Source organism: Streptomyces sp. SUK 48 (assembly GCF_009650765.1).
Classification (GTDB): domain Bacteria; phylum Actinomycetota; class Actinomycetes; order Streptomycetales; family Streptomycetaceae; genus Streptomyces.
Genome location: NZ_CP045740.1, coordinates 3,396,168 through 3,415,254, shown reverse-complemented (window position 1 = coordinate 3,415,254; position 19,087 = coordinate 3,396,168). Strand labels below are relative to the sequence as shown.

Below are 19,087 nucleotides of genomic sequence, written 5' to 3'. Positions count from 1 at the left end.
CCCTAGTGACAAGCGGACGTCACGTTGCCCTTCGCGGCACGCCCACGCATCCAACGAACCGCGAGATCACTGATAGGGACGGAAGCGCGTGGACCTGTTCGAGTACCAGGCGAGGGACCTCTTCGCCAAGCACGATGTACCGGTGCTGGCCGGTGAAGTCATCGACACGCCTGAGGCGGCGCGCGAGATCACCGAGCGTCTGGGCGGCAAGTCCGTCGTCAAGGCGCAGGTGAAGGTCGGTGGTCGTGGCAAGGCCGGCGGCGTCAAGCTGGCCGCCTCCGCGGACGAGGCCGTCGCGCGCGCGACGGACATCCTCGGCATGGACATCAAGGGCCACACGGTCCACAAGGTGATGATCGCCGAGACCGCCCCGGAGATCGTCGAGGAGTACTACGTCTCCTTCCTCCTCGACCGTGCGAACCGCACCTTCCTCTCCATCGCCTCCGTCGAGGGCGGCATGGAGATCGAGGAGGTGGCGGCCACCCGCCCCGAGGCCGTCGCCAAGACGCCGATCGACGCCATCGACGGTGTGACCCCCGAGAAGGCCCGCGAGATCGTCGCGGCCGCCAAGTTCCCGGCCGAGGTCGCCGACCAGGTCGCGAACGTCCTGGTCACGCTGTGGGACACCTTCATCAAGGAGGACGCCCTCCTGGTCGAGGTCAACCCGCTGGCCAAGGTCGCCTCGGGTGACGTCATCGCCCTGGACGGCAAGGTCTCCCTGGACGACAACGCCGAGTTCCGTCACCCGGACTTCGAGGCGCTGCACGACAAGGCCGCGGCCAACCCGCTCGAGGCCGCCGCCAAGGAGAAGAACCTCAACTACGTCAAGCTCGACGGTGAGGTCGGCATCATCGGCAACGGCGCGGGTCTCGTCATGAGCACCCTGGACGTCGTCGCGTACGCCGGTGAGAACCACGGTGGCGTGAAGCCCGCCAACTTCCTGGACATCGGTGGCGGCGCCTCCGCCCAGGTGATGGCGAACGGCCTGGAGATCATCCTGGGCGACCCGGACGTCAAGTCCGTCTTCGTGAACGTCTTCGGTGGCATCACCGCCTGTGACGAGGTCGCCAACGGCATCGTGCAGGCCCTGAAGCTCCTGGAGGACCGCGGCGAGAAGGTCGAGAAGCCGCTCGTCGTCCGCCTCGACGGCAACAACGCCGAGCTGGGCCGGAAGATCCTCACGGACGCCAACCACCCGCTGGTGCAGCGCGTCGACACCATGGACGGCGCGGCCGCGAAGGCCGCCGAGCTGGCCGCCGCCAAGTAAGCACGAGGACGAGGACACCGACACACCATGGCTATCTGGCTCAACAAGGACAGCAAGGTCATCGTCCAGGGCATGACCGGCGCCACCGGCATGAAGCACACCAAGCTCATGCTCGGTGACGGCACGAACGTCGTGGGCGGCGTGAACCCGCGCAAGGCGGGTCAGACCGTGGACTTCGACGGCACCGAGGTACCCGTCTTCGGCACCGTCAAGGAGGCCATCGAGAAGACCGGCGCCAACGTCTCCGTCATCTTCGTGCCGGAGAAGTTCACGAAGGACGCCGTCGTCGAGGCCATCGACGCCGAGATCGAGCTGGCCGTCGTGATCACCGAGGGCATCGCCGTGCACGACTCGGCGTCGTTCTGGGCGTACGCCGGCAAGAAGGGCAACAAGACCCGGATCATCGGCCCGAACTGCCCCGGCATCATCACCCCGGGTCAGTCGAACGTCGGCATCATCCCGGGCGACATCACCAAGCCGGGCCGCATCGGCCTGGTCTCGAAGTCCGGCACGCTGACGTACCAGATGATGTACGAGCTGCGTGACATCGGCTTCTCGACCGCCGTCGGCATCGGTGGCGACCCGATCATCGGCACCACGCACATCGACGCGCTCGCGGCCTTCCAGGAGGACCCCGAGACCGAGCTCATCGTGATGATCGGTGAGATCGGTGGCGACGCCGAGGAGCGCGCCGCCGCGTTCATCAAGGAGAACGTGACGAAGCCGGTCGTCGGCTACGTCGCGGGCTTCACCGCGCCGGAGGGCAAGACCATGGGTCACGCCGGCGCGATCGTCTCCGGTTCCTCCGGTACCGCGCAGGCGAAGAAGGAGGCCCTGGAGGCCGCGGGCGTCAAGGTCGGCAAGACCCCGACCGAGACGGCGAAGCTCGCCCGCGAGATCCTGGGCGCGTGACCTCTTCGGCAGAGCCGGGCTCCTCGCCGAGCTGAGTCTCTGACCCGTACGCCGGTAGGCCCGTCCCGTTCCCCGGGGCGGGCCTACCGGCGTTCTCGCGCGCGCACCGGCGGGGTGTGCGGGTCACCTCGGTGTGGGTTCGATCCGTTCGCCGCCCGCCGACGCCTCGCCGCGCAGCTTCGTCCGCAGGGCCAGTTCGTCGTGGGACAGGGGGCCCATCGGGACCGCGCGGGGGACGCCCTGCACGGCCTGGGCGGGGGCGATCGGGGCTTCGTAGTGGGTGGGGGCGGTGCGCAGCGTGAGTGCCGTCGCGCCGATGATCGTCACCGTGAAGGCGATCGCCGCCCGGGTCCAGAACACGTTGCGGCGTTCGCCGAGCGTGCGGACCGTCGGGGGGCGGGACGCGCGCAGGCGTTCGCGGGAGGACAGCTCCGCCAGCCGGCGGTGCAGCAGCGCGGTGTCCGCCAGCTCGGGGACCCGCGCCGCCATCGCCTCCCGCGCGTGCGTCAGCCGGTTCGCCGCCGCCGGGGTGCTCGCCTCCGTCTCCGCCGCCGTCTCCGGGAGGTCGAGGCCGACCCCGTCGTACAGCACGAGCGTGCGCCGGTACGACGGCGGCAGCGTGAGCAGCGCGCCCAGCAGATCCCGGTCCGCGGGGTCGGCCGGCGGCGGCTCCGGGTGCCGGTGGCAGGGGCGGAACCGGTGCCAGGGCGAGAGCGCGCAGTCGTACGCCACCGCCCGGACCCACCCGGCCGGGTCCCGGTCCCTGGCCACCTCGGGCCAGCGCTGCCAGGCCAGCTGGAAGGCGCGCTCCACCGCCTCCCGGGCCAGTTCGCGGCGCCCGCACAGCAGATATGCCTGGCGTACGAGGGCCGGGGCGCAGAAGGCGTAGAGCGCGTCGAAGGCTTGAGCGGGCGTCAGCGGCTCGGGCTTTCCGGGGCCTTCTTTCCCGGACGGTTCGTCAGGGGCCGCCGACGGGGCCGGCGCACCGAGGAACTCGGTGTACGCCCGGCCCTCGGCGCCGGTCGGCGCCCGGCGCCCCGACTCCCACGCACGCACCGTGGCGCGGGCCACGCCAAGGCGTCCGGCCAGCTGAGCCTGGGTCAGGGAGCGGGACTGGCGCAGGCGTCGGCGTTCCTTCGGCGACGGCAACGGGCTTGCGGAGATCTGCGTGCTCATCGCGCACCCTTTCGTACGATAAGTGACATAAACATATATTGGGCGACACTACGGTGGTTCACCTGTTACGCCGGGAAAGCGCGTGTCGTTGGGACCATGGCGGGGTGACCCAGATGACCGCGCGCCACCCGTCGCTCACCCCGCTGTCCACCCGGCTGCGCGACCGCTCGCCCGGCCTGTCCGCGAGCCTGCTGAACGGCGTGGTCGCGGCCGGACTCGGCCTCGGCGCGCTCACCGTGCTGGTCCTGGCCCTGTGGATCAGCTCGCCGTACCCCGACAGCGGGCCGAGCGGCGCCCTGCACATCGCCGCCGCGCTGTGGCTGCTGGCGCACGGTGTCGAACTGGTCCGCACCGACACCCTCTCGGGCGCGCCCCTCCCGGTGGGCGTCACCCCGTTGCTGCTGCTCGCGCTGCCCGCCTGGCTGCTGTACCGGGCGGGCCGGTACGCCACGGACGCCTCCGGCGAGCCCGACGGGCCGCCCCCGGTCCCCGTGCGCACGGCCTGGCTCGGTGTGGTCCTCGGCTACCTCGCCGTCGGCACCGCCACCGCGCTGTACTGCTCCGGCGGTGAACTGCGGCCGTCCTGGGGCTGGTTGACGCTGACCCTGCCCCTGGTCGCGGCGGCGGGCGCGGGCGCCGGGGTGTGGTCGGCGCACGGCTGCCCGCCCGGGCCGCTGCTGGTCGTGCTGAAGGTGGTGCCGGAGCCGGTGCGGCGGCTGGTGTTCGGCGCGGACGCGCCGGTCCGGGTGGATACGGCCGTACGGGCCGCCGGCGCGTCGGCCGCCGTGCTGGTCGGGGGCGGGGCGCTGCTCGTGGCCGTCTCGACGGTGTGGCACGGGGACGTGGCGCGGGCGTCGTTCCTCCAGCTGACGGAGGGGTGGACGGGACGGTTCGCGGTGCTGCTGCTCGGCATGGCGCTGGTCCCCAACGCCTCCGTGTGGGCCGCGTCCTACGCCCTCGGCCCCGGCTTCGTCCTCGGTGCCGGGCATCCGGTGCACCCGTTCGCCTCCGACCCGGCGCCGCTGCTGCCGCCGTTCCCGCTGCTCGCGGCGGTCCCGGACGCGGGCCCCGGCACCCGGCTGAACGGGGCGGCCGTGCTGGTGCCGGTGGCGGCCGGGATGGTGGCCGGATGGTTCGTGGCCCGCGCGGCGGTACGGCGCCGGGGGCACCAGGAGCCGCCCCGGGTGCGCTGGTCGATGGCGCGTACCACCGGCGTGACCCTGCTGACGGCCGCGGTCTGCACCCTGCTGCTGGCCCTGCTCGCCGCCTTCTCCGGCGGACCGCTGGGCGTCGGCGCGCTCTCCCGCTTCGGCCCCCTGTGGTGGCAGACCGGCCCGGCGGCGGGCGCCTGGACCGCGCTGCTCGGCATGCCGACGGCCCTCGTCGTACGGGCGTGGCGGCTGCGGGGCGCGGGGGCCCTGAAGACGGCGGCCGATGCGGCGAAACCGGCGGCCGGGCAGAAGCCCAAGGACCCGGAGAAGCCCAAGGACCCGGGCAGGACGATGACCGAGGGCAAGGCGAAGACCGAGGGCAAGGCCAGGCGTGAGGACGTCCTTCCCGACGAGGAGGACGCCTACGACATCCTCCCGGCCGAGCCTCCGGCGGAACTCCGTATCGAACTGCCCACCAAGGCTCCCACCACGGAAACCACGGAAACCACGGCGAACGCGGAAACCAGGGAAGCCCGGGAAGTCACGGAACCCACGGAACCCGCCGAAGCCGAGGACTCCGCCGAGGTCACGGAACCCCCGGAACCCCGGAGGCCCCCGAAACCTCAGAGCCCCCCAAAACCCCCGAGACGTCCTGACCCCGCCCCCGTCCTGCTCGCTACTCGTTCGCCGCCCCGAGCACGCCCCTCAACTGCTCCGGCAGCAGCGTCTGGCACGACTGCTTCGCCTCGTGCGTGAGCGCGTCGTTCACACACGTGAAGTAGTCGCGGTAGACGAACTGGACCGTGAACGTCGAGGCGACCAGCACCAGGGCCAGGGACGCCGTGACCAGACCACCGACGGCCGCCGTCGTCTGGGGGCGGCCGGGGGCCTGGGCCGGGGCCGGCCGGTCCGGGTCGGCGGCGCGGGGCTTGGCGCGCAGGGTGCTGATGCCCCAGTACAGCGCCAGCGCGCCCAGCAGCAGCGACACGTACGGCCAGCTGAACAGCGCGAAGAAGATGGCCCACATCCCGGACAGCAGCGCGTAGCGCGCCCGGCGCTGCACCGGGTCCGTGGGGTCCCAGCGCATGTTCGCACCGGGTCCGCCCCGGCCGCCGCCCTGCCCGCCCTGTCCGCCGGGCTGTCCCTGGGGAGCCGCGCCGGGACGCTCGCCGAAGCCGTCGGAGGACCGGCCGGGCTGCCGGTCGCTCCACTGACTGCCCCAGGCACCGCCGCCGTGACCGCCCTGCCCGCCCTGACCGTCACCGGAGCCGGAGGGACCGGACGCGCCGCCCGGGTGCCGCGGCTGCCACGGCCGGTCCGGCGTGCCCTCCGGCGGCGGCGCGAACGGATTGTCCTGCTGCCGTCCGCCCTCGTCACCGCGGCCGTCCCGCCCTTCACGGGAATCCCCGGAACCCCCGGATGCCCCGGACCCGGCGGAGCCGTCCGCCCCGCCCCGCGGAGCGTCGGGCGGCGTCGAGGGCCGCTCGCGCAGCAGCACTCCGTCGCGCTCCCCTCCCAGGGCCGGAGCTGGCGGGAACGTGAGGAGTCGCAGGCTGCGGACGGGCATCAAAAGAGCGTCTTCCCCTAGATCAACACGGCTGGTCGTCGTGAGCTTCCACCCCGTCAACGCGCCGCACGACGACCGCGTTCCCGGGGCTGCTCCGGTCGATTCCCTGCGAACGCTACCTCCCGGCCACGCACCCGTCCCGTGGGGGCCGTCCGCGGTGCCGGTATCGTTGCTGGCGGTCGGCCGCTTCGTAGACTTCCCCGTATCCCGGGGCGCGAAGCATTCGTACGACTGTACAAACCGCCGACGGCACAGACCGTTCTTGAGAAAGGGCCCCACCGTGGCCGCCAACCCCGTGGCCAAGCGCCTCGTCGTGCTGGTCTCCGGATCCGGCACCAACCTCCAGGCGCTCCTGGACGAGATCGAGAGCGCCGGAGCCGAGGCGTACGGCGCGCGGATCGTCGCCGTCGGGGCCGATCGCGACGGCATCGAGGGCCTCGCCCGCGCCGAGCGCGCCGGGCTGCCGACCTTCGTGTGCCGGGTGAAGGGCCACGCGAGCCGCGCGGAGTGGGACGCCGCCCTCGCCGCCGCGGTCGCGGCGTACGAGCCCGACCTGGTGGTCTCCGCCGGGTTCATGAAGATCGTGGGCAAGGAGTTCCTCGCCCGCTTCGGCGGGCGGTTCGTCAACACCCACCCGGCCCTGCTGCCCAGTTTTCCCGGCGCCCACGGGGTCCGCGACGCGCTCGCGTACGGCGCCCGGGTCACCGGCTGCACCGTCCACTTCGTCGACGACGGCGTCGACACCGGGCCGATCATCGCGCAGGGCGTGGTGGAGATCCGGGACGAGGACGACGAGAGCGCGCTGCACGAGCGCATCAAGGAAGTCGAGCGAAGGCTGCTCGTCGAGGTCGTGGGCCGGCTCGCCCGCCACGGCTATCGGATCGAGGGACGAAAGGTAGTTATCCAGTGACCGCCGAGAGCAACAAGCGGCCCCTTCGCAGGGCGCTCGTCAGCGTCTACGACAAGACCGGCCTGGAAGAGCTGGCGCGCGGGCTGCACGAGGCCGGTGTCGAGCTGGTGTCGACCGGTTCCACCGCCTCGCGCATCGCCGCCGCCGGCGTCCCGGTCACCAAGGTCGAGGAGCTGACCGGCTTCCCCGAGTGCCTGGACGGCCGGGTCAAGACCCTGCACCCGAAGGTGCACGCGGGCATCCTCGCCGACCTGCGCCTGGAGAGCCACCGCGCGCAGCTCGACGAGCTGGGCGTGGCGCCGTTCGACCTGGTCGTCGTGAACCTCTACCCGTTCCGCGAGACCGTCGCCTCCGGTGCCTCGGCCGACGAGTGCGTGGAGCAGATCGACATCGGCGGCCCCTCGATGGTCCGCGCCGCCGCCAAGAACCACCCCTCGGTCGCCGTGGTCACCAGCCCCGGCCGGTACGCGGACGTGCTCGCGGCCGTCAAGGACGGCGGCTTCGACCTGGCCGCCCGCAAGCGGCTGGCCGCCGAGGCGTTCAAGCACACCGCCGCCTACGACGTGGCCGTCGCCTCCTGGTTCGCCGCCGACTACGCCCCCGCGGACGACTCGGCCTTCCCGGACTTCACCGGCACCACCTACGAGCGCAAGAACACCCTGCGCTACGGCGAGAACCCGCACCAGGGCGCCGCGCTGTACGTCGACGGCACCGGCGGCCTGGCCGAGGCGGAGCAGCTGCACGGCAAGGAGATGTCGTACAACAACTACACGGACACGGACGCCGCGCGCCGTGCCGCGTACGACCACGCCGAGCCCTGCGTCGCGATCATCAAGCACGCGAACCCCTGCGGCATCGCGGTCGGCGCGGACGTCGCCGAGGCGCACCGCAAGGCGCACGCCTGCGACCCGCTGTCCGCGTTCGGCGGCGTCATCGCCGTGAACCGGCCGGTCAGCAAGGAGATGGCCGAGCAGGTCGCGGAGATCTTCACCGAGGTCATCGTCGCCCCGGACTACGAGGAGGGGGCCCTGGAGGCCCTCACCAAGAAGAAGAACATCCGGGTGCTGAAGGCCGAGGGCGGCCCCGCGAACGCGGTCGAGGCCAAGCCGGTCGACGGCGGTCTGCTGCTCCAGGCCGCCGACCGGCTCCAGGCCGAGGGCGACGACCCCGCGAACTGGACGCTGGCCAGCGGCGAGGCGCTGTCCGCCGAGGAACTGAAGGACCTCGCGTTCGCCTGGAAGGCGTGCCGCGCGGTGAAGTCCAACGCGATCCTGCTCGCCAAGGACGGCGCCTCGGTCGGCGTCGGCATGGGCCAGGTCAACCGCGTCGACTCCTGCAAGCTCGCGGTCGAGCGGGCCGGCGAGGAGCGCGCCCGGGGTTCCTACGCGGCCTCCGACGCCTTCTTCCCCTTCCCCGACGGCCCGCAGATCCTGATCGACGCCGGGGTCCGCGCGATCGTCCAGCCCGGCGGCTCCGTCCGGGACGAGCTGGCCGTCGAGGCGGCCCAGAAGGCGGGCGTGACCATGTACTTCACGGGCACGCGGCACTTCTTCCACTGAGCCGTCGCCCCGAGCGGGCACGCGTACGGCGGCCTCCGGCCCTCCCCCGAGGGGACCGGAGGCCGCCGCGCCGTATGCCGGGTCAGCAGGGACGCAGGGAGTAGATCGGGTCCCAGGTGGCGGTCCCGGCCTGGTAGGCGGTCGAGGTCCAGCGGACGCTGCCGTCCTTGTTGAAGAACCGGGCGACCGTGCCGGGCGTCTGGTTGTTGGTGAACGGGCCGTCACCGGTCCAGTTGCTCACCGTCCAGTCCTGGCACTTGTAGAAGTCGAACTTGGTGCCCCTGACGACCATGCAGAGATGGCCGTACCCGCAGGCCAGGTCCTTCGCGGCGAGCGTGCCCGCCGGGGCCTTCGTGAGGGTGAGGCCGTCGTAGCGGACCCGGTCCCGCGTGACCTCGAGGGCGGCCGGGTGTCCCGGCAGCACCTGGTCGGCGACGCGCTCGACGGCGGTGACCCGGGTGCCGTCGGGGGCGGCGGCGGTGGCCGCGGCCGTGGAGCCGGCGAGCAGGGCGGTGGCCGCGACGAGCAACGCGGCGGGCTTGGCGATATTCACTGTTCCCCCATGTGAACGAGCGAGGTGGTCGCTCCGCCGTGGCGGAGTGGTTCCACCGTCCCAGCCGGGCCCCGGGGCCGGTACCTCGGACGTCTCAGGGTGTGTACTCCGCGAGCCCCCGGGCCACCCGCGCGCAGTACGCCCGGTACGCCGCCGGGACACCGCCCGCGGCCTCGACCTTCTTGTACGACGTCCGGTACGCGGCCGCGTCCAGCACCCGCCGGTCACCGGGCAGGTCCGCCTTCAGGTGGGCGTCGATGAAGCACAGATAGCGCCCCACGGCCGGGATGGACACCGCCGGGGTCAGCGGGGGCGTGGGGGTCGCGGCGGCCGGGATACCGTCGTCCTGCATCCACCAGCGCAGCACGGACGGCGTCCACCGGGCGATGCCGTACTCCTGGGCGCCCGGGTCGGCGAGGTCCGCGTCGAAGCCGCTCTCGGCCCTCAGCATGGCCGCGATCAGCGCCGGGCTGACGTCCGGGCGGCGGCAGCCGTGGGCGGCGTCCACGATCAGCCGCCGGTAGCGCACCGGAACGCCCCGGTCGGTGCGCAGTTCGGCGGCCCCGTAGCGGGCCAGCGCCTTCTCGTCGGCGCCGCTCCCGCCGTCGAGGCCGTACCCGAGGACCACGACGGCGGCGGCCGCGGCGGTGACCGCGGTGGCCAGGACCGCCGTACGACGGCGGCGGCGGCCGGGGCGCGCGAGGCGGGGCGGCCGGGGTGCCCGCCCGGTGCCCGCGGCGGCCGTGACCCGGCGCAGCAGCGCCCCGGTGCCGATCCGGCCGGAGTGCGTACGGGCCAGGCAGTCCCGCACGATCTCCCGCCAGGCGTCCGGGAGTCCGGCCGACAGGCGCAGCTCTTCGGTGCCGCGCGCATAGGCGACGGCGGCGTCCCGGCGGGCCGAGGGGGTGCCGCCGGGCAGCGGGAAGGAGCCGGTGAGCAGGAGGTGGGCGAGCACGCCGAAGGCCCAGACGTCGGCCGACGGGCGGATCGGGCGGCCGCGGTCGCCGATCTCCGCCCACAGCAGCTCGGGCGGGGTGTAGTCGGGGGTGGAGAAGGCGGGCGTGTAGCCGTGGGTGCCCTCCAGCTCGGCGGCCATGTTGAAATCGGCGAGCCGCGCCGAACCGTCCGCCATCAGCAGCACGTTGGCCGGTTTGAGGTCGCCGTGCACCCAGCCCGCGCGGTGCAACTGGGCCAGTCCTTCGGCGATATGCGCGAGCAGCGCGGGCCCGGCGGCCGGCCGGGGCCCGGCGGCGAGCAGCGCGGCCAGGGAGCCCTGCGCGCGTTCCAGTACGAGGACGGTGGCGCCGTCGAGGGCGGGGCGCCCGGGGTCGTCGACGACGAGGGTCTCGTACATCCGGATCAGGCGCGGCTGCCGCAGCCGCCGTAACAACGCGACCTCGCGCTCGGCCAGTTCGCGCAGGTGGGCGAGCTGGCGGGGGTACCGGTGCCGGTGGGGAGGAACTTCAGGGCGGCGGTGCGGGGGAGCCGCCCGTCCGCCCCGCCGGCCCGGCGCGCCGCGTACACGCTCCCGAAGGCGCCCGTGGCCAGCGGTTCGCGGACCTCCCAGTCGCCGACCCGGTAGCCCCTGGGCACCGGGACGGCGTACGGCTCGGTCACCGGGCGGTCCGGCGCGCGGCCCCGGACCCGGACTCCGACCCGGACCCGGGCCCTGTGTCCGGTCCGGTGCCCGACAGCACGATCAGGTCGTCCTCGCGCACCAGGTCGAAGCGGAGCGCCAGCGAGACCAGCGACTCCTTCTTGCCGTTCAGCCGGGGGCCCGGATCCGCTGTCTCCGGGCCGGGTTTGAGCCGCAGTTTCACCGCGAGGTAGTCGATGTTCCACTGCACCGAGGTGCGCGAGGCGGCCGGCCAGGAGGGCGCGAGCCGGTCCACGACCTGGTCGACGGTGGGCGGCGGGGCGTGCGGGTTGCCGCGCAGCCGGGGCTCGCACAGGGCGGCCAGCACGGCGAAGTAGCGCTTGGTGCGGTCGACGGAGAAGGCCGGGGCGGTGGTGTCGCCGTCGGTCCCGCAGCCGTCGCGCAGATAGTCGTGGCGCGGCGCCCACACCTCGACGGCGAGCAGATCGCCGCCCGCGGGCAGCACGATCCGGGAGAACTCGAAGGGCACCGGCGCGTCCAGCCGGCCCGGACCGACCTTGATGTGCTCGCCCGCGCCCTCCGGGTTCTCCACGACGTACGTCTGGTGCGCGGACAGGTTGCTCAGCGTCCAGAACGCGCCCTGGGCGCCGAGTTCACCGGCCCGGCGCGAGACTCCCTCGTGCGGGATCGGCAGATCGTTCCCGGGCGCCCGCCCGAAGCGGAGGCGCTCGCCGGGGGCGAGGCGAATCTGGCCGCGCTGCTGCCGGTCCTCCGTGGTCGGCGGAGGTACGACGATGATGCTGTACAAGGTGCGTCTCCCCGTGCCTGACGGCTTCTCCCAGAGTAGGGCGACGCACGGGGGCCGTGTCCCCCTGGAAGGGTGAGACACGGCCCCGGATGCCGAATGGCGCGAAACGCTCGCGCCGCGGCCTCGCTCAGTAACGCGGGCGGCCGAACCACGCCTTGCCGTCGGCACCGCCGACGAAGCAGGCGATCAGGATGCCCAGCACGATGTGGAAGATGCCCACGACGACGAGGAACGGGTAGACGCCGAGCACCGCGGTCAGGATGCCGAACACCAGCGTCGTGACGCGCAGGTTGTTGCCGCCGGAGGAGAACTTCGTGGCCAGCACGACCGCCCACACCAGCCAGGCGAGCGCGAGCACCACGAAGGCCCACAGCACGCCCACCGGGTAGTCGGCGAGGCCCGGCACGGAGTTGTCGTGCTTGGCCTTGTTGACGGCCACGGCGGAGAAGGCGAAGAGGCCCACGCCGATGACCTGGAGGGCGACGATCACCCACAGCATCACGCGGGCCGAGTTGACCTTGCCCGGCATGGCGGTCATCGGGGCGGCGGCGTACGACTGCTGGACCGGCGGCGCGGCCGGGTAGCCGTACCCGGGCTGCTGCGGCTGCTGCCCCTGGGGAGCGCCGTAGGGGTTGTTCGGGTCGCCGTAGCTCATGGTTGGTCTTCCTCCGTTGTTCGAGCGAGTGCGGGGACGAGGCGCGGCACTGCACGGAGGAGAGTTTCTACAGATGCGGTCCGTCCCCCGATGAGCTGCCCGCTGCACTGTGCGTTCATGGTTCTTGACCAGATACTGACTTGTCCAGCCGGAATCCCCGGGTGTTGTGCAAGTGCAACATCGGTGATCACCCGGACATGTGCCCTGACACGCGCCCGACCCTGATGAGGACCCCGGTACGGACCTGGACGCGGACCCGGACGCGGACCCCGATACGGCCCCGGATTGGAACCCCGGGGCGGTCATCCTGGAGGATGGGGGTATGACCGCCCAGATTCTCGATGGCAAGGCCACCGCAGCCGCGATCAAGTCCGATCTGACCGCCCGCGTGGCGGCGCTGAAGGAGAAGGGCGTCACGCCCGGACTCGGCACGATCCTGGTCGGGGACGACCCCGGCAGCCGCAAGTACGTCGCGGGCAAGCACCGCGACTGCGCGGAGGTGGGCCTCGCCTCCATCCAGCGCGAGCTGCCGGCCACGGCCACCCAGGAGGAGATCGAGGCGGTCGTCCGCGAGCTGAACGAGGACCCGGCCTGCACCGGCTACATCGTCCAGCTGCCGCTGCCCAAGGGCATCGACGAGAACCGCATCCTGGAGCTGATGGACCCGGCCAAGGACGCGGACGGCCTGCACCCGATGAACCTCGGGCGCCTGGTCCTCAACGAGCCCGCCCCGCTGCCCTGCACCCCCAACGGCATCCTCACCCTGCTGCGCCGCTACGGCGTGGAGATCAAGGGCGCCGAGGTCGTGGTCGTCGGCCGGGGCGTCACCATCGGGCGCCCGATGCCGCTGCTGCTCACCCGCCGCAGCGAGAACGCCACCGTGACCCAGTGCCACACCGGCACCCGCGATCTGTCCGCCCACCTCAAGCGGGCCGACATCGTCGTGGCCGCGGCCGGCTCCCCGCACCTGATCCGCGCCGAGGACATCAAGCCGGGCGCGGCCGTCCTGGACGTGGGCGTCTCCCGCAACGCCGAGGGCAAGATCGTCGGCGACGTCCACCCGGACGTGACCGGGGTGGCCGGTTTCATCTCCCCCAACCCCGGCGGTGTCGGCCCGATGACCCGGGCCCAGCTGCTGGTCAACGTGGTCGAGGCGGCGGAGCGCAGTGCCGGCTGAGGACACGCGGGACGGCGAGGAGACCGTCCGCGACGCGATCAGCGCCCCCGACGCCGAGGGGCGCCCGCGGCGGGTCACCCGCCGCTTCCCGTTGTTCACCCGGGACACCGCACGGCCGGAGGGCGGCGGCCGGGCCGCGCCCCGTGACGCCCCCGCGCCCGCCCGGCAGTGGCCCCTGCTGGTGGTGCTGGGCACGGTCGCGCTCGGCCTGCTGCTGACCGCGTTCGACGTGTTCCGGGTCGGCACCCTGCTGATCGGCGCCGCGCTGCTGGCCGGCGCGGTGCTGCGCTGGATGCTGCCCGGCGTCGGCATGCTCGCGGTCCGCTCCCGCTTCACCGACATCAGCACCTACGGCGTCCTCGGTCTGGCGATCGTCCTGCTGGCCCTGATGGCCCAGCCGCATCCCCTGCTGGAGATCCCGTTCGTGAGCAACACGCTGCACTTCACGATGACCAAATAGGGGCGATGGTACGGCGGTTCGTCCCCACCCCCGATGAGGGACGAACCGCCGCCCGACACACCCTGGCGCCTGGCGAACGGCCTGAACAACGGCTGTGTTCGCGCTGTGGCACGGAAGTGACCGTTCCGCTGAACGGTGACCGTCCGGTACGAAAGTGGGGATGAGGGGGGAGACCATGCCTCGTTGGAAGACCTTGCCGAACGAACTCGACCCGGAGATCAAGGAGTTCGTCAGTCAGCTGCGGTGGCTCGTGGACCTCGGCGGGCTCGGTGACGCGGCCCTGGCCGACCGCACGGGCTACGGCAGGACGTCCTGGGCGGACTACCTCGCCGGACGGCGCCTCGCCCCCAAGGGCGCGGCCGTCGCGCTGGCGGAGGCGGCGGGGACCAGCCCGGTGCCGATCATCACGATGTGGGAGCTGGCCGAACGGGCCTGGAGCCGGGCGGAGTTGGGGCACGAATACGTGGCACGGGAACACCGGACCGAGGGCGGCACGCTCGCCGTCCCGAAGGTTCCGGCGCAGCCGACGGCCGGGGCGGCGGAGCGGCGCGGGGACACGGAGGAGCGCGGGAACACCGAGGGCGGCCAAGGCACCCAGGGCACCCAGGGCACCCAGGGCACCCAGGGCGGTCAGGGCGCCGGGGGTGCGACGGCCGACTCGTCCGGCGGCAACTCGTGGGGGCTGGCCGGGTATCAGGGGCCCTCGCGGGCGAGCGGCCGGCCGGGTGCGTGGCCGGAGCCGGCGCGGGTCCCGGGCGAGCCGGAGCCGGAGAACCCCCGGAGTCCTCAGGGCACTCAGGGCACTCGGAGTCCTCAGGACCCCCAGGGCACTCAGGGCTCCGACGCCGTACCGCCCTCCGCTCCCGCGCCCACGTCCGCCCCCGATCCCGCCCCTGACCCCAAGCCCGGGTACCGGCAGCCGGTGCTGATGTTCCTCGGCGGGTTCGTCACCGTCCTGCTGCTCATCCTCGGCGTCTTCTACCTCACCGGGGACCACGGCGGCGGCACGCACGAGGCGGCGGCCAAGAAGCCCGCCCGGAGCGCGAGTCCGCGGGCGAGCCTGCCGCCCGGGGTGAAGTGCTCCGGCGCGGACTGCGCGGGCAAGGACGCCGAGTCGATGGGATGCAGCGGCGACCAGGTGACCACCGCCCAGACCGTCACCCTCGGCACCACCGTCCTGGAGGTCCGCTACAGCAAGGTCTGCGGCGCCGCGTGGGGCCGCATCACCGGCGCGGTGCCCGGTGACAAGGTCGACGTCACCGGGGCGCGGGGCAAGGACCGCGAGTCCGGGGAGGCCACCGAGGCGGGCGACACCATCGCCTACACCCCGATGATCGCCGTGCCGGATCCGGCCCGGGCGAGGGCGTGCGCCACGCTCGCGTCGGGCCGTACGGGCTGCACGCGGTGAAGCCGAACGGATGAATTCCTGATCGGCAGGCATGCCCGGGCGGATCTTGGGCAGGCGAACCGGTACCCCCCACGGGAGACCGGTGCGCCGGTACCCCCACCGGCGGCCGTTTCCGTCCACCCTCTCCGGACGGACGGCCGCCTCTTTCCTGTCCTTTCCGTCCCCGCGCGATCTTCTGTGGGGTGAGCCACAGGGCCCCGCACGTCTCGCATGCCGGATGCGCGATAGCCTGACCGCTGGATCTCTCTTGATGCCAAGAGATCGATCATCCGCCCGGGGCAGGGACGCCCCACCGCCAGCTGTCATACGGAGAACGCCATGACCCGCACTCCCGTGAACGTCACCGTCACCGGCGCGGCCGGCCAGATCGGTTACGCCCTGCTCTTCCGCATCGCCTCCGGCCAGCTGCTCGGCGCGGACGTGCCGGTCCGCCTGCGCCTCCTGGAGATCACCCCGGCGCTCAAGGCCGCCGAGGGCACGGCCATGGAGCTGGACGACTGCGCCTTCCCGCTGCTCCAGGGCATCGACATCTCCGACGACCCGAACGTCGCCTTCGACGGTGCCAACGTGGCCCTGCTGGTCGGCGCCCGCCCGCGCACCAAGGGCATGGAGCGCGGTGACCTGCTGGAGGCCAACGGCGGCATCTTCAAGCCGCAGGGCAAGGCCATCAACGACCACGCCGCGGACGACATCAAGGTCCTGGTCGTCGGCAACCCGGCCAACACGAACGCGCTGATCGCGCAGGCGGCGGCGCCGGACGTACCGGCCGAGCGGTTCACCGCGATGACCCGTCTGGACCACAACCGGGCGCTGACGCAGCTGGCGAAGAAGACGGGCTCGACCGTCGCCGACATCAAGCGGCTGACGATCTGGGGCAACCACTCCGCCACGCAGTACCCGGACATCTTCCACGCGACGGTCGGCGGCAAGAACGCGGCCGAGGTCGTGTCCGACGAGAAGTGGCTGGCCGAGGACTTCATCCCGACCGTCGCCAAGCGCGGTGCGGCGATCATCGAGGCCCGTGGCGCGTCGTCGGCGGCGTCCGCCGCGAACGCCGCGATCGACCACGTGCACACCTGGGTCAACGGCACGGCCGAGGGCGACTGGACGTCCATGGGCATCCCGTCCGACGGTTCGTACGGTGTGCCGGAGGGCCTGATCTCCTCCTTCCCCGTCACCACGAAGGACGGCACGTACGAGATCGTGCAGGGCCTGGACATCAACGAGTTCTCCCGCGCCCGCATCGACGCGTCCGTCCAGGAGCTCTCCGAGGAGCGCGAGGCGGTCCGCGCGCTCGGTCTGCTCTGACCTTCGCCTCCGGCGGTTCAGCGGCAAAGCCACGTGGGCCCCGCTCCGGTTCTCTTCCGGAGCGGGGCCCACGCCTGTGCGGGCGCCTCGCAGGTGGTCAACGACCCGCGCCCGTCGGCACCTTCTCCGGGGCCGACGGGGCCGACGGGGCCGACGGCGCCGACGAGGCCGTGCGCAGGCCGTATCCCCGCACCACCAGCGCCGTGGCCACCAGCACCACCACTCCCACCACCCGCAACGCCGGCCCCATTCCCTGGAGCAGGCCGGCATGGCCCGAGAGCACCGTGCCGGTCACGGCGACGCCGAGGGCCGCGCCCGTCTCCCGGGCCGTCGTGCCGAGGCCCGAGCCCAGCCCCGCCTGGTGCGGCGGGAGGGACGTGACGACGCCCATGGTCAGGGGCGGCATGGACAGGCCCGCGCCGGTGGAGATGACCAGGAGCCAGCAGACGAAGAGCCCGTACGGCGTCGACCCGGACGCCGTGGACGCGCCGAGCAGGCCGAGGCCGATGAGCGCGAGCCCGGTGCCGACGAGGGTGCGGGGGTGGTCGGACCAGCGCTTGGCCAGGATCTGCGCCCCCGTCATCCCGATCACCAGCGGCATGATCGCCACCCCGGTGACGGCGGGACCGTACCCCTTGACCTCTTGCAGGTACTGGGAGTTGACGAAGAACAGGGAGAAGAGGCCGAAGAACGCGGTCGCCGTGCCGAGGGACGCCGCCCGCAGCCGGGGCGAGGCGAAGACCCGCGGGTCGAACAGCGGGCCCCGGGCGCGCAGCGCGTGCACCGTGAACGCCGCCACCAGCACCACTCCTGCGCCGAACGCGCCGGCGATCCGCGCCGACAGCCAGCCGTACGACGGCCCCTCGATGATCCCGAAGAGCACGGCCACCAGCCCCGCGACCAGCAGCACCGCGCCGAGCGGATCGGTGTGGCCCGCGGTCGCGCGCTCGGTGCGCGGGACGACGCGTGCCACCACCGCGATCAGCAGCGCCGCGAGCGGCACCATGGCCCAGAACAGCGCCCGCCAGCCGAGGAACTGACCCGCGAGCCCGCCGCCGAGATTGCCCGCGGCCCCGCCGAGCCCGATCGACAGCGTCCACGCGGCCATCGCGCCGAGCCGCTGCGCGGGCGCCGCCAGCCGCATCAGCAGGGACAGCGTGGCCGGGGTGATCAGCGCGGCGCCCGCGCCGGACAGCCCCCGGCCCACGATCAGCACGAGCGGCGCCCCCGCCAGGGCACTGGTCGCGGCGCCCGCCGCGAACAGCGCGAGCCCGGCGAGCAGCGCCCCCTTGCGCCCGTGCCGGTCGCCGAGCGCCCCGGCGGGGATCAGCAGTCCGGCGAAGACGATGACATAGGCGTCGACCGTCCACAGGATCTCGGCGTGCGAGGGGTGCAGCGCGGACGAACCCAGCTGCGGTATCAGCAGGTTGATCGCCGCCACCATGCTCTGCGCGACCAGGACACAGGCGCACAGGGCGAGCAGGGCGGGGCGTTTCAGGGCGTGCGAGGGCACGGCTCCTCCCGGGAGCTGGACGGTGAAAGGGATGCACGCTCACCGTAGGCTCGATCCTGACCTGCACTCCAGTGCAACTTATGCAAGGAATGAATGCGCATGACGCAATCAACTGGCCTCGACCTGAATCTGCTGGTCGCGCTGGACGTGCTCCTGGAGGAGCAGAGCGTGCGGGGCGCGGCGCGCCGGCTGCATCTGTCCGAGCCGGCCATGAGCCGCACCCTCGGCCGCATCCGCAAGGCGCTCGGCGATCCCGTCCTGGTGCGGGCCGGCCGGCAGATGGTGCCGACCCCGCACGCCCTGGCCGTCCGGGCCGAGGTGAGCGCCGTGGTGGAGCGGGCGCGCGCCCTGTTCGCGCCCGGCCGGGACACCGACCTGCGCACGGTGAGCCGTACCTTCGCGATCCTCGGCCACGACGCCATCGTGGCCACCCATGGCGCCGCCCTCCTCGCCCGCGCCGCGCGCGAGGCCCCCGGCATCCGGCTGCGCTTTCTGTCCGAGAGCCACATCGACGCCCCGTTCCTGCGCCAGGGCACCGCCGACCTGGAGATCGGGGTGATCGACACCACCGACCCCGAGGTGCGCCAGGAGACGGTCTACGAGGACCGCATGCTCGGTGTCGTACGCTCCGGACACCCTTTGCTGGAAGGGGAGTTGACCCCCGAACGGTTCGCCTCGGCGGCCGGTCACCTCATCGTGTCCCGGCGCGGCCGGCTGCGCGGCCCGGTCGACGAGGCGCTGGCCGGGCTGGGGCTGAGCAGACGGGTGGTGGGCAGCGTCGGCACCTACCCGGCGTCGCTGTTCGTGCTGCGCGAGACCGATCTCATCGGCCTGATCAGCCCCTGGGCCCGCCCGCTCGCCGAGCCTCTCGGGCTGACCGTCTTCGAGATCCCGCTGCGGCTCCCGGCCGCCCCGGTCGGCTTCGCCTGGCACCCCCGCCACGACGCCGACCCGGCCCACGCCTGGCTGCGCGAGCGGGTCCGCGAGCTGATGGAGCGGGGCGCCGGGCCCGCCGCCACGGGCTGTACCGGTCCGATGAACCGAACGCAGCGCCCGGGATAGACCG

16 protein-coding genes and 1 pseudogene are annotated in these 19,087 nt (G+C 73.0%); 10 read left to right on the top strand and 7 right to left on the bottom strand.

Annotated features, from left to right (window positions below):
• Positions 1 to 88 precede the first annotated feature (88 nt).
• Positions 89 to 1,267 (top strand): ADP-forming succinate--CoA ligase subunit beta, encoded by a 1,179-nt coding sequence (gene sucC, locus GHR20_RS14485; RefSeq protein ID WP_153813407.1) that lies wholly within the window; start codon positions 89 to 91, stop codon positions 1,265 to 1,267.
• Between the two features lie 27 nt (positions 1,268 to 1,294).
• Complete coding sequence (sucD, locus tag GHR20_RS14480; RefSeq protein ID WP_037655968.1) at positions 1,295 to 2,179, top strand: succinate--CoA ligase subunit alpha; 885 nt, start codon at positions 1,295 to 1,297, stop codon at positions 2,177 to 2,179.
• Positions 2,180 to 2,302: 123 nt separating this feature from the next.
• On the opposite strand, the gene GHR20_RS14475 is transcribed toward sucD, so the two are convergent.
• Positions 2,303 to 3,355 carry a helix-turn-helix domain-containing protein gene (locus tag GHR20_RS14475; RefSeq protein WP_153813406.1) on the bottom strand — a complete coding sequence of 351 codons (1,053 nt, stop codon included), beginning with the start codon at positions 3,353 to 3,355 and terminating at the stop codon, positions 2,303 to 2,305.
• 113 nt (positions 3,356 to 3,468) lie between these two features.
• On the opposite strand from GHR20_RS14475, the gene GHR20_RS14470 reads away from it, so the two are divergent.
• On the top strand, positions 3,469 to 5,262 hold the full coding sequence (locus tag GHR20_RS14470; protein ID WP_243878350.1) for a DUF6350 family protein: 1,794 nt from the start codon (positions 3,469 to 3,471) through the stop codon (positions 5,260 to 5,262).
• Here GHR20_RS14470 and GHR20_RS14465 read toward each other — a convergent pair.
• Complete coding sequence (locus GHR20_RS14465; protein WP_153813405.1) at positions 5,183 to 6,073, bottom strand: hypothetical protein; 891 nt, start codon at positions 6,071 to 6,073, stop codon at positions 5,183 to 5,185. The genes GHR20_RS14470 and GHR20_RS14465 overlap by 80 nt on opposite strands.
• Before the next feature lie 280 nt (positions 6,074 to 6,353).
• On the opposite strand from GHR20_RS14465, the gene purN reads away from it, so the two are divergent.
• Both purN and purH read left to right on the top strand, forming a co-directional pair.
• Positions 6,354 to 6,983 (top strand): phosphoribosylglycinamide formyltransferase, encoded by a 630-nt coding sequence (gene purN / locus GHR20_RS14460; protein WP_153813404.1) that lies wholly within the window; start codon positions 6,354 to 6,356, stop codon positions 6,981 to 6,983.
• Positions 6,980 to 8,542 (top strand): bifunctional phosphoribosylaminoimidazolecarboxamide formyltransferase/IMP cyclohydrolase, encoded by a 1,563-nt coding sequence (gene purH, locus GHR20_RS14455; RefSeq protein ID WP_153813403.1) that lies wholly within the window; start codon positions 6,980 to 6,982, stop codon positions 8,540 to 8,542. The genes purN and purH overlap by 4 nt, the downstream gene beginning before the upstream one ends.
• A gap of 82 nt (positions 8,543 to 8,624) precedes the next feature.
• Here purH and GHR20_RS14450 read toward each other — a convergent pair whose 3' ends face one another.
• The 4 genes and pseudogenes from GHR20_RS14450 to GHR20_RS14435 form a co-directional block, all read right to left on the bottom strand.
• Positions 8,625 to 9,095: a hypothetical protein gene (locus GHR20_RS14450; RefSeq protein WP_153813402.1), complete on the bottom strand. Its 471-nt coding sequence runs from the start codon at positions 9,093 to 9,095 to the stop codon at positions 8,625 to 8,627.
• Positions 9,096 to 9,189: 94 nt separating this feature from the next.
• Positions 9,190 to 10,712: pseudogene (locus GHR20_RS14445) on the bottom strand (protein kinase).
• Positions 10,709 to 11,500: an FHA domain-containing protein gene (locus tag GHR20_RS14440; RefSeq protein WP_243878024.1), complete on the bottom strand. Its 792-nt coding sequence runs from the start codon at positions 11,498 to 11,500 to the stop codon at positions 10,709 to 10,711. The pseudogene GHR20_RS14445 and the gene GHR20_RS14440 overlap by 4 nt, the downstream one beginning before the upstream one ends.
• A 127-nt stretch (positions 11,501 to 11,627) precedes the next feature.
• Positions 11,628 to 12,155 (bottom strand): hypothetical protein, encoded by a 528-nt coding sequence (locus tag GHR20_RS14435; RefSeq protein WP_111586728.1) that lies wholly within the window; start codon positions 12,153 to 12,155, stop codon positions 11,628 to 11,630.
• A 322-nt stretch (positions 12,156 to 12,477) separates the two neighbouring features.
• Here GHR20_RS14435 and GHR20_RS14430 point away from each other — a divergent pair, with 322 nt between their 5' ends.
• The 4 genes from GHR20_RS14430 (at position 12,478) to GHR20_RS14415 (ending at position 16,508) form a co-directional block, all read left to right on the top strand.
• Positions 12,478 to 13,332: a bifunctional methylenetetrahydrofolate dehydrogenase/methenyltetrahydrofolate cyclohydrolase gene (locus GHR20_RS14430; protein WP_153813401.1), complete on the top strand. Its 855-nt coding sequence runs from the start codon at positions 12,478 to 12,480 to the stop codon at positions 13,330 to 13,332.
• A complete protein-coding gene (locus GHR20_RS14425; RefSeq protein ID WP_111586726.1) occupies positions 13,322 to 13,792 on the top strand; it encodes a DUF3017 domain-containing protein in 471 nt (156 codons plus the stop codon). Before GHR20_RS14430 ends, GHR20_RS14425 begins: the two co-directional genes overlap by 11 nt.
• A 175-nt stretch (positions 13,793 to 13,967) precedes the next feature.
• Positions 13,968 to 15,200: a DUF2690 domain-containing protein gene (locus tag GHR20_RS14420; RefSeq protein ID WP_153813400.1), complete on the top strand. Its 1,233-nt coding sequence runs from the start codon at positions 13,968 to 13,970 to the stop codon at positions 15,198 to 15,200.
• Positions 15,201 to 15,518: 318 nt separating this feature from the next.
• Positions 15,519 to 16,508: a malate dehydrogenase gene (locus GHR20_RS14415; protein WP_148026592.1), complete on the top strand. Its 990-nt coding sequence runs from the start codon at positions 15,519 to 15,521 to the stop codon at positions 16,506 to 16,508.
• A gap of 97 nt (positions 16,509 to 16,605) precedes the next feature.
• Here the strand turns inward: GHR20_RS14415 and GHR20_RS14410 are convergent, their stop codons facing one another.
• Positions 16,606 to 18,021 (bottom strand): MFS transporter, encoded by a 1,416-nt coding sequence (locus GHR20_RS14410; protein WP_153813399.1) that lies wholly within the window; start codon positions 18,019 to 18,021, stop codon positions 16,606 to 16,608.
• Positions 18,022 to 18,114: 93 nt separating this feature from the next.
• On the opposite strand from GHR20_RS14410, the gene GHR20_RS14405 reads away from it, so the two are divergent.
• Positions 18,115 to 19,083, top strand: a complete 969-nt coding sequence (locus GHR20_RS14405; protein WP_153813398.1) for a LysR family transcriptional regulator — start codon at positions 18,115 to 18,117, stop codon at positions 19,081 to 19,083.
• Positions 19,084 to 19,087 lie beyond the last annotated feature (4 nt).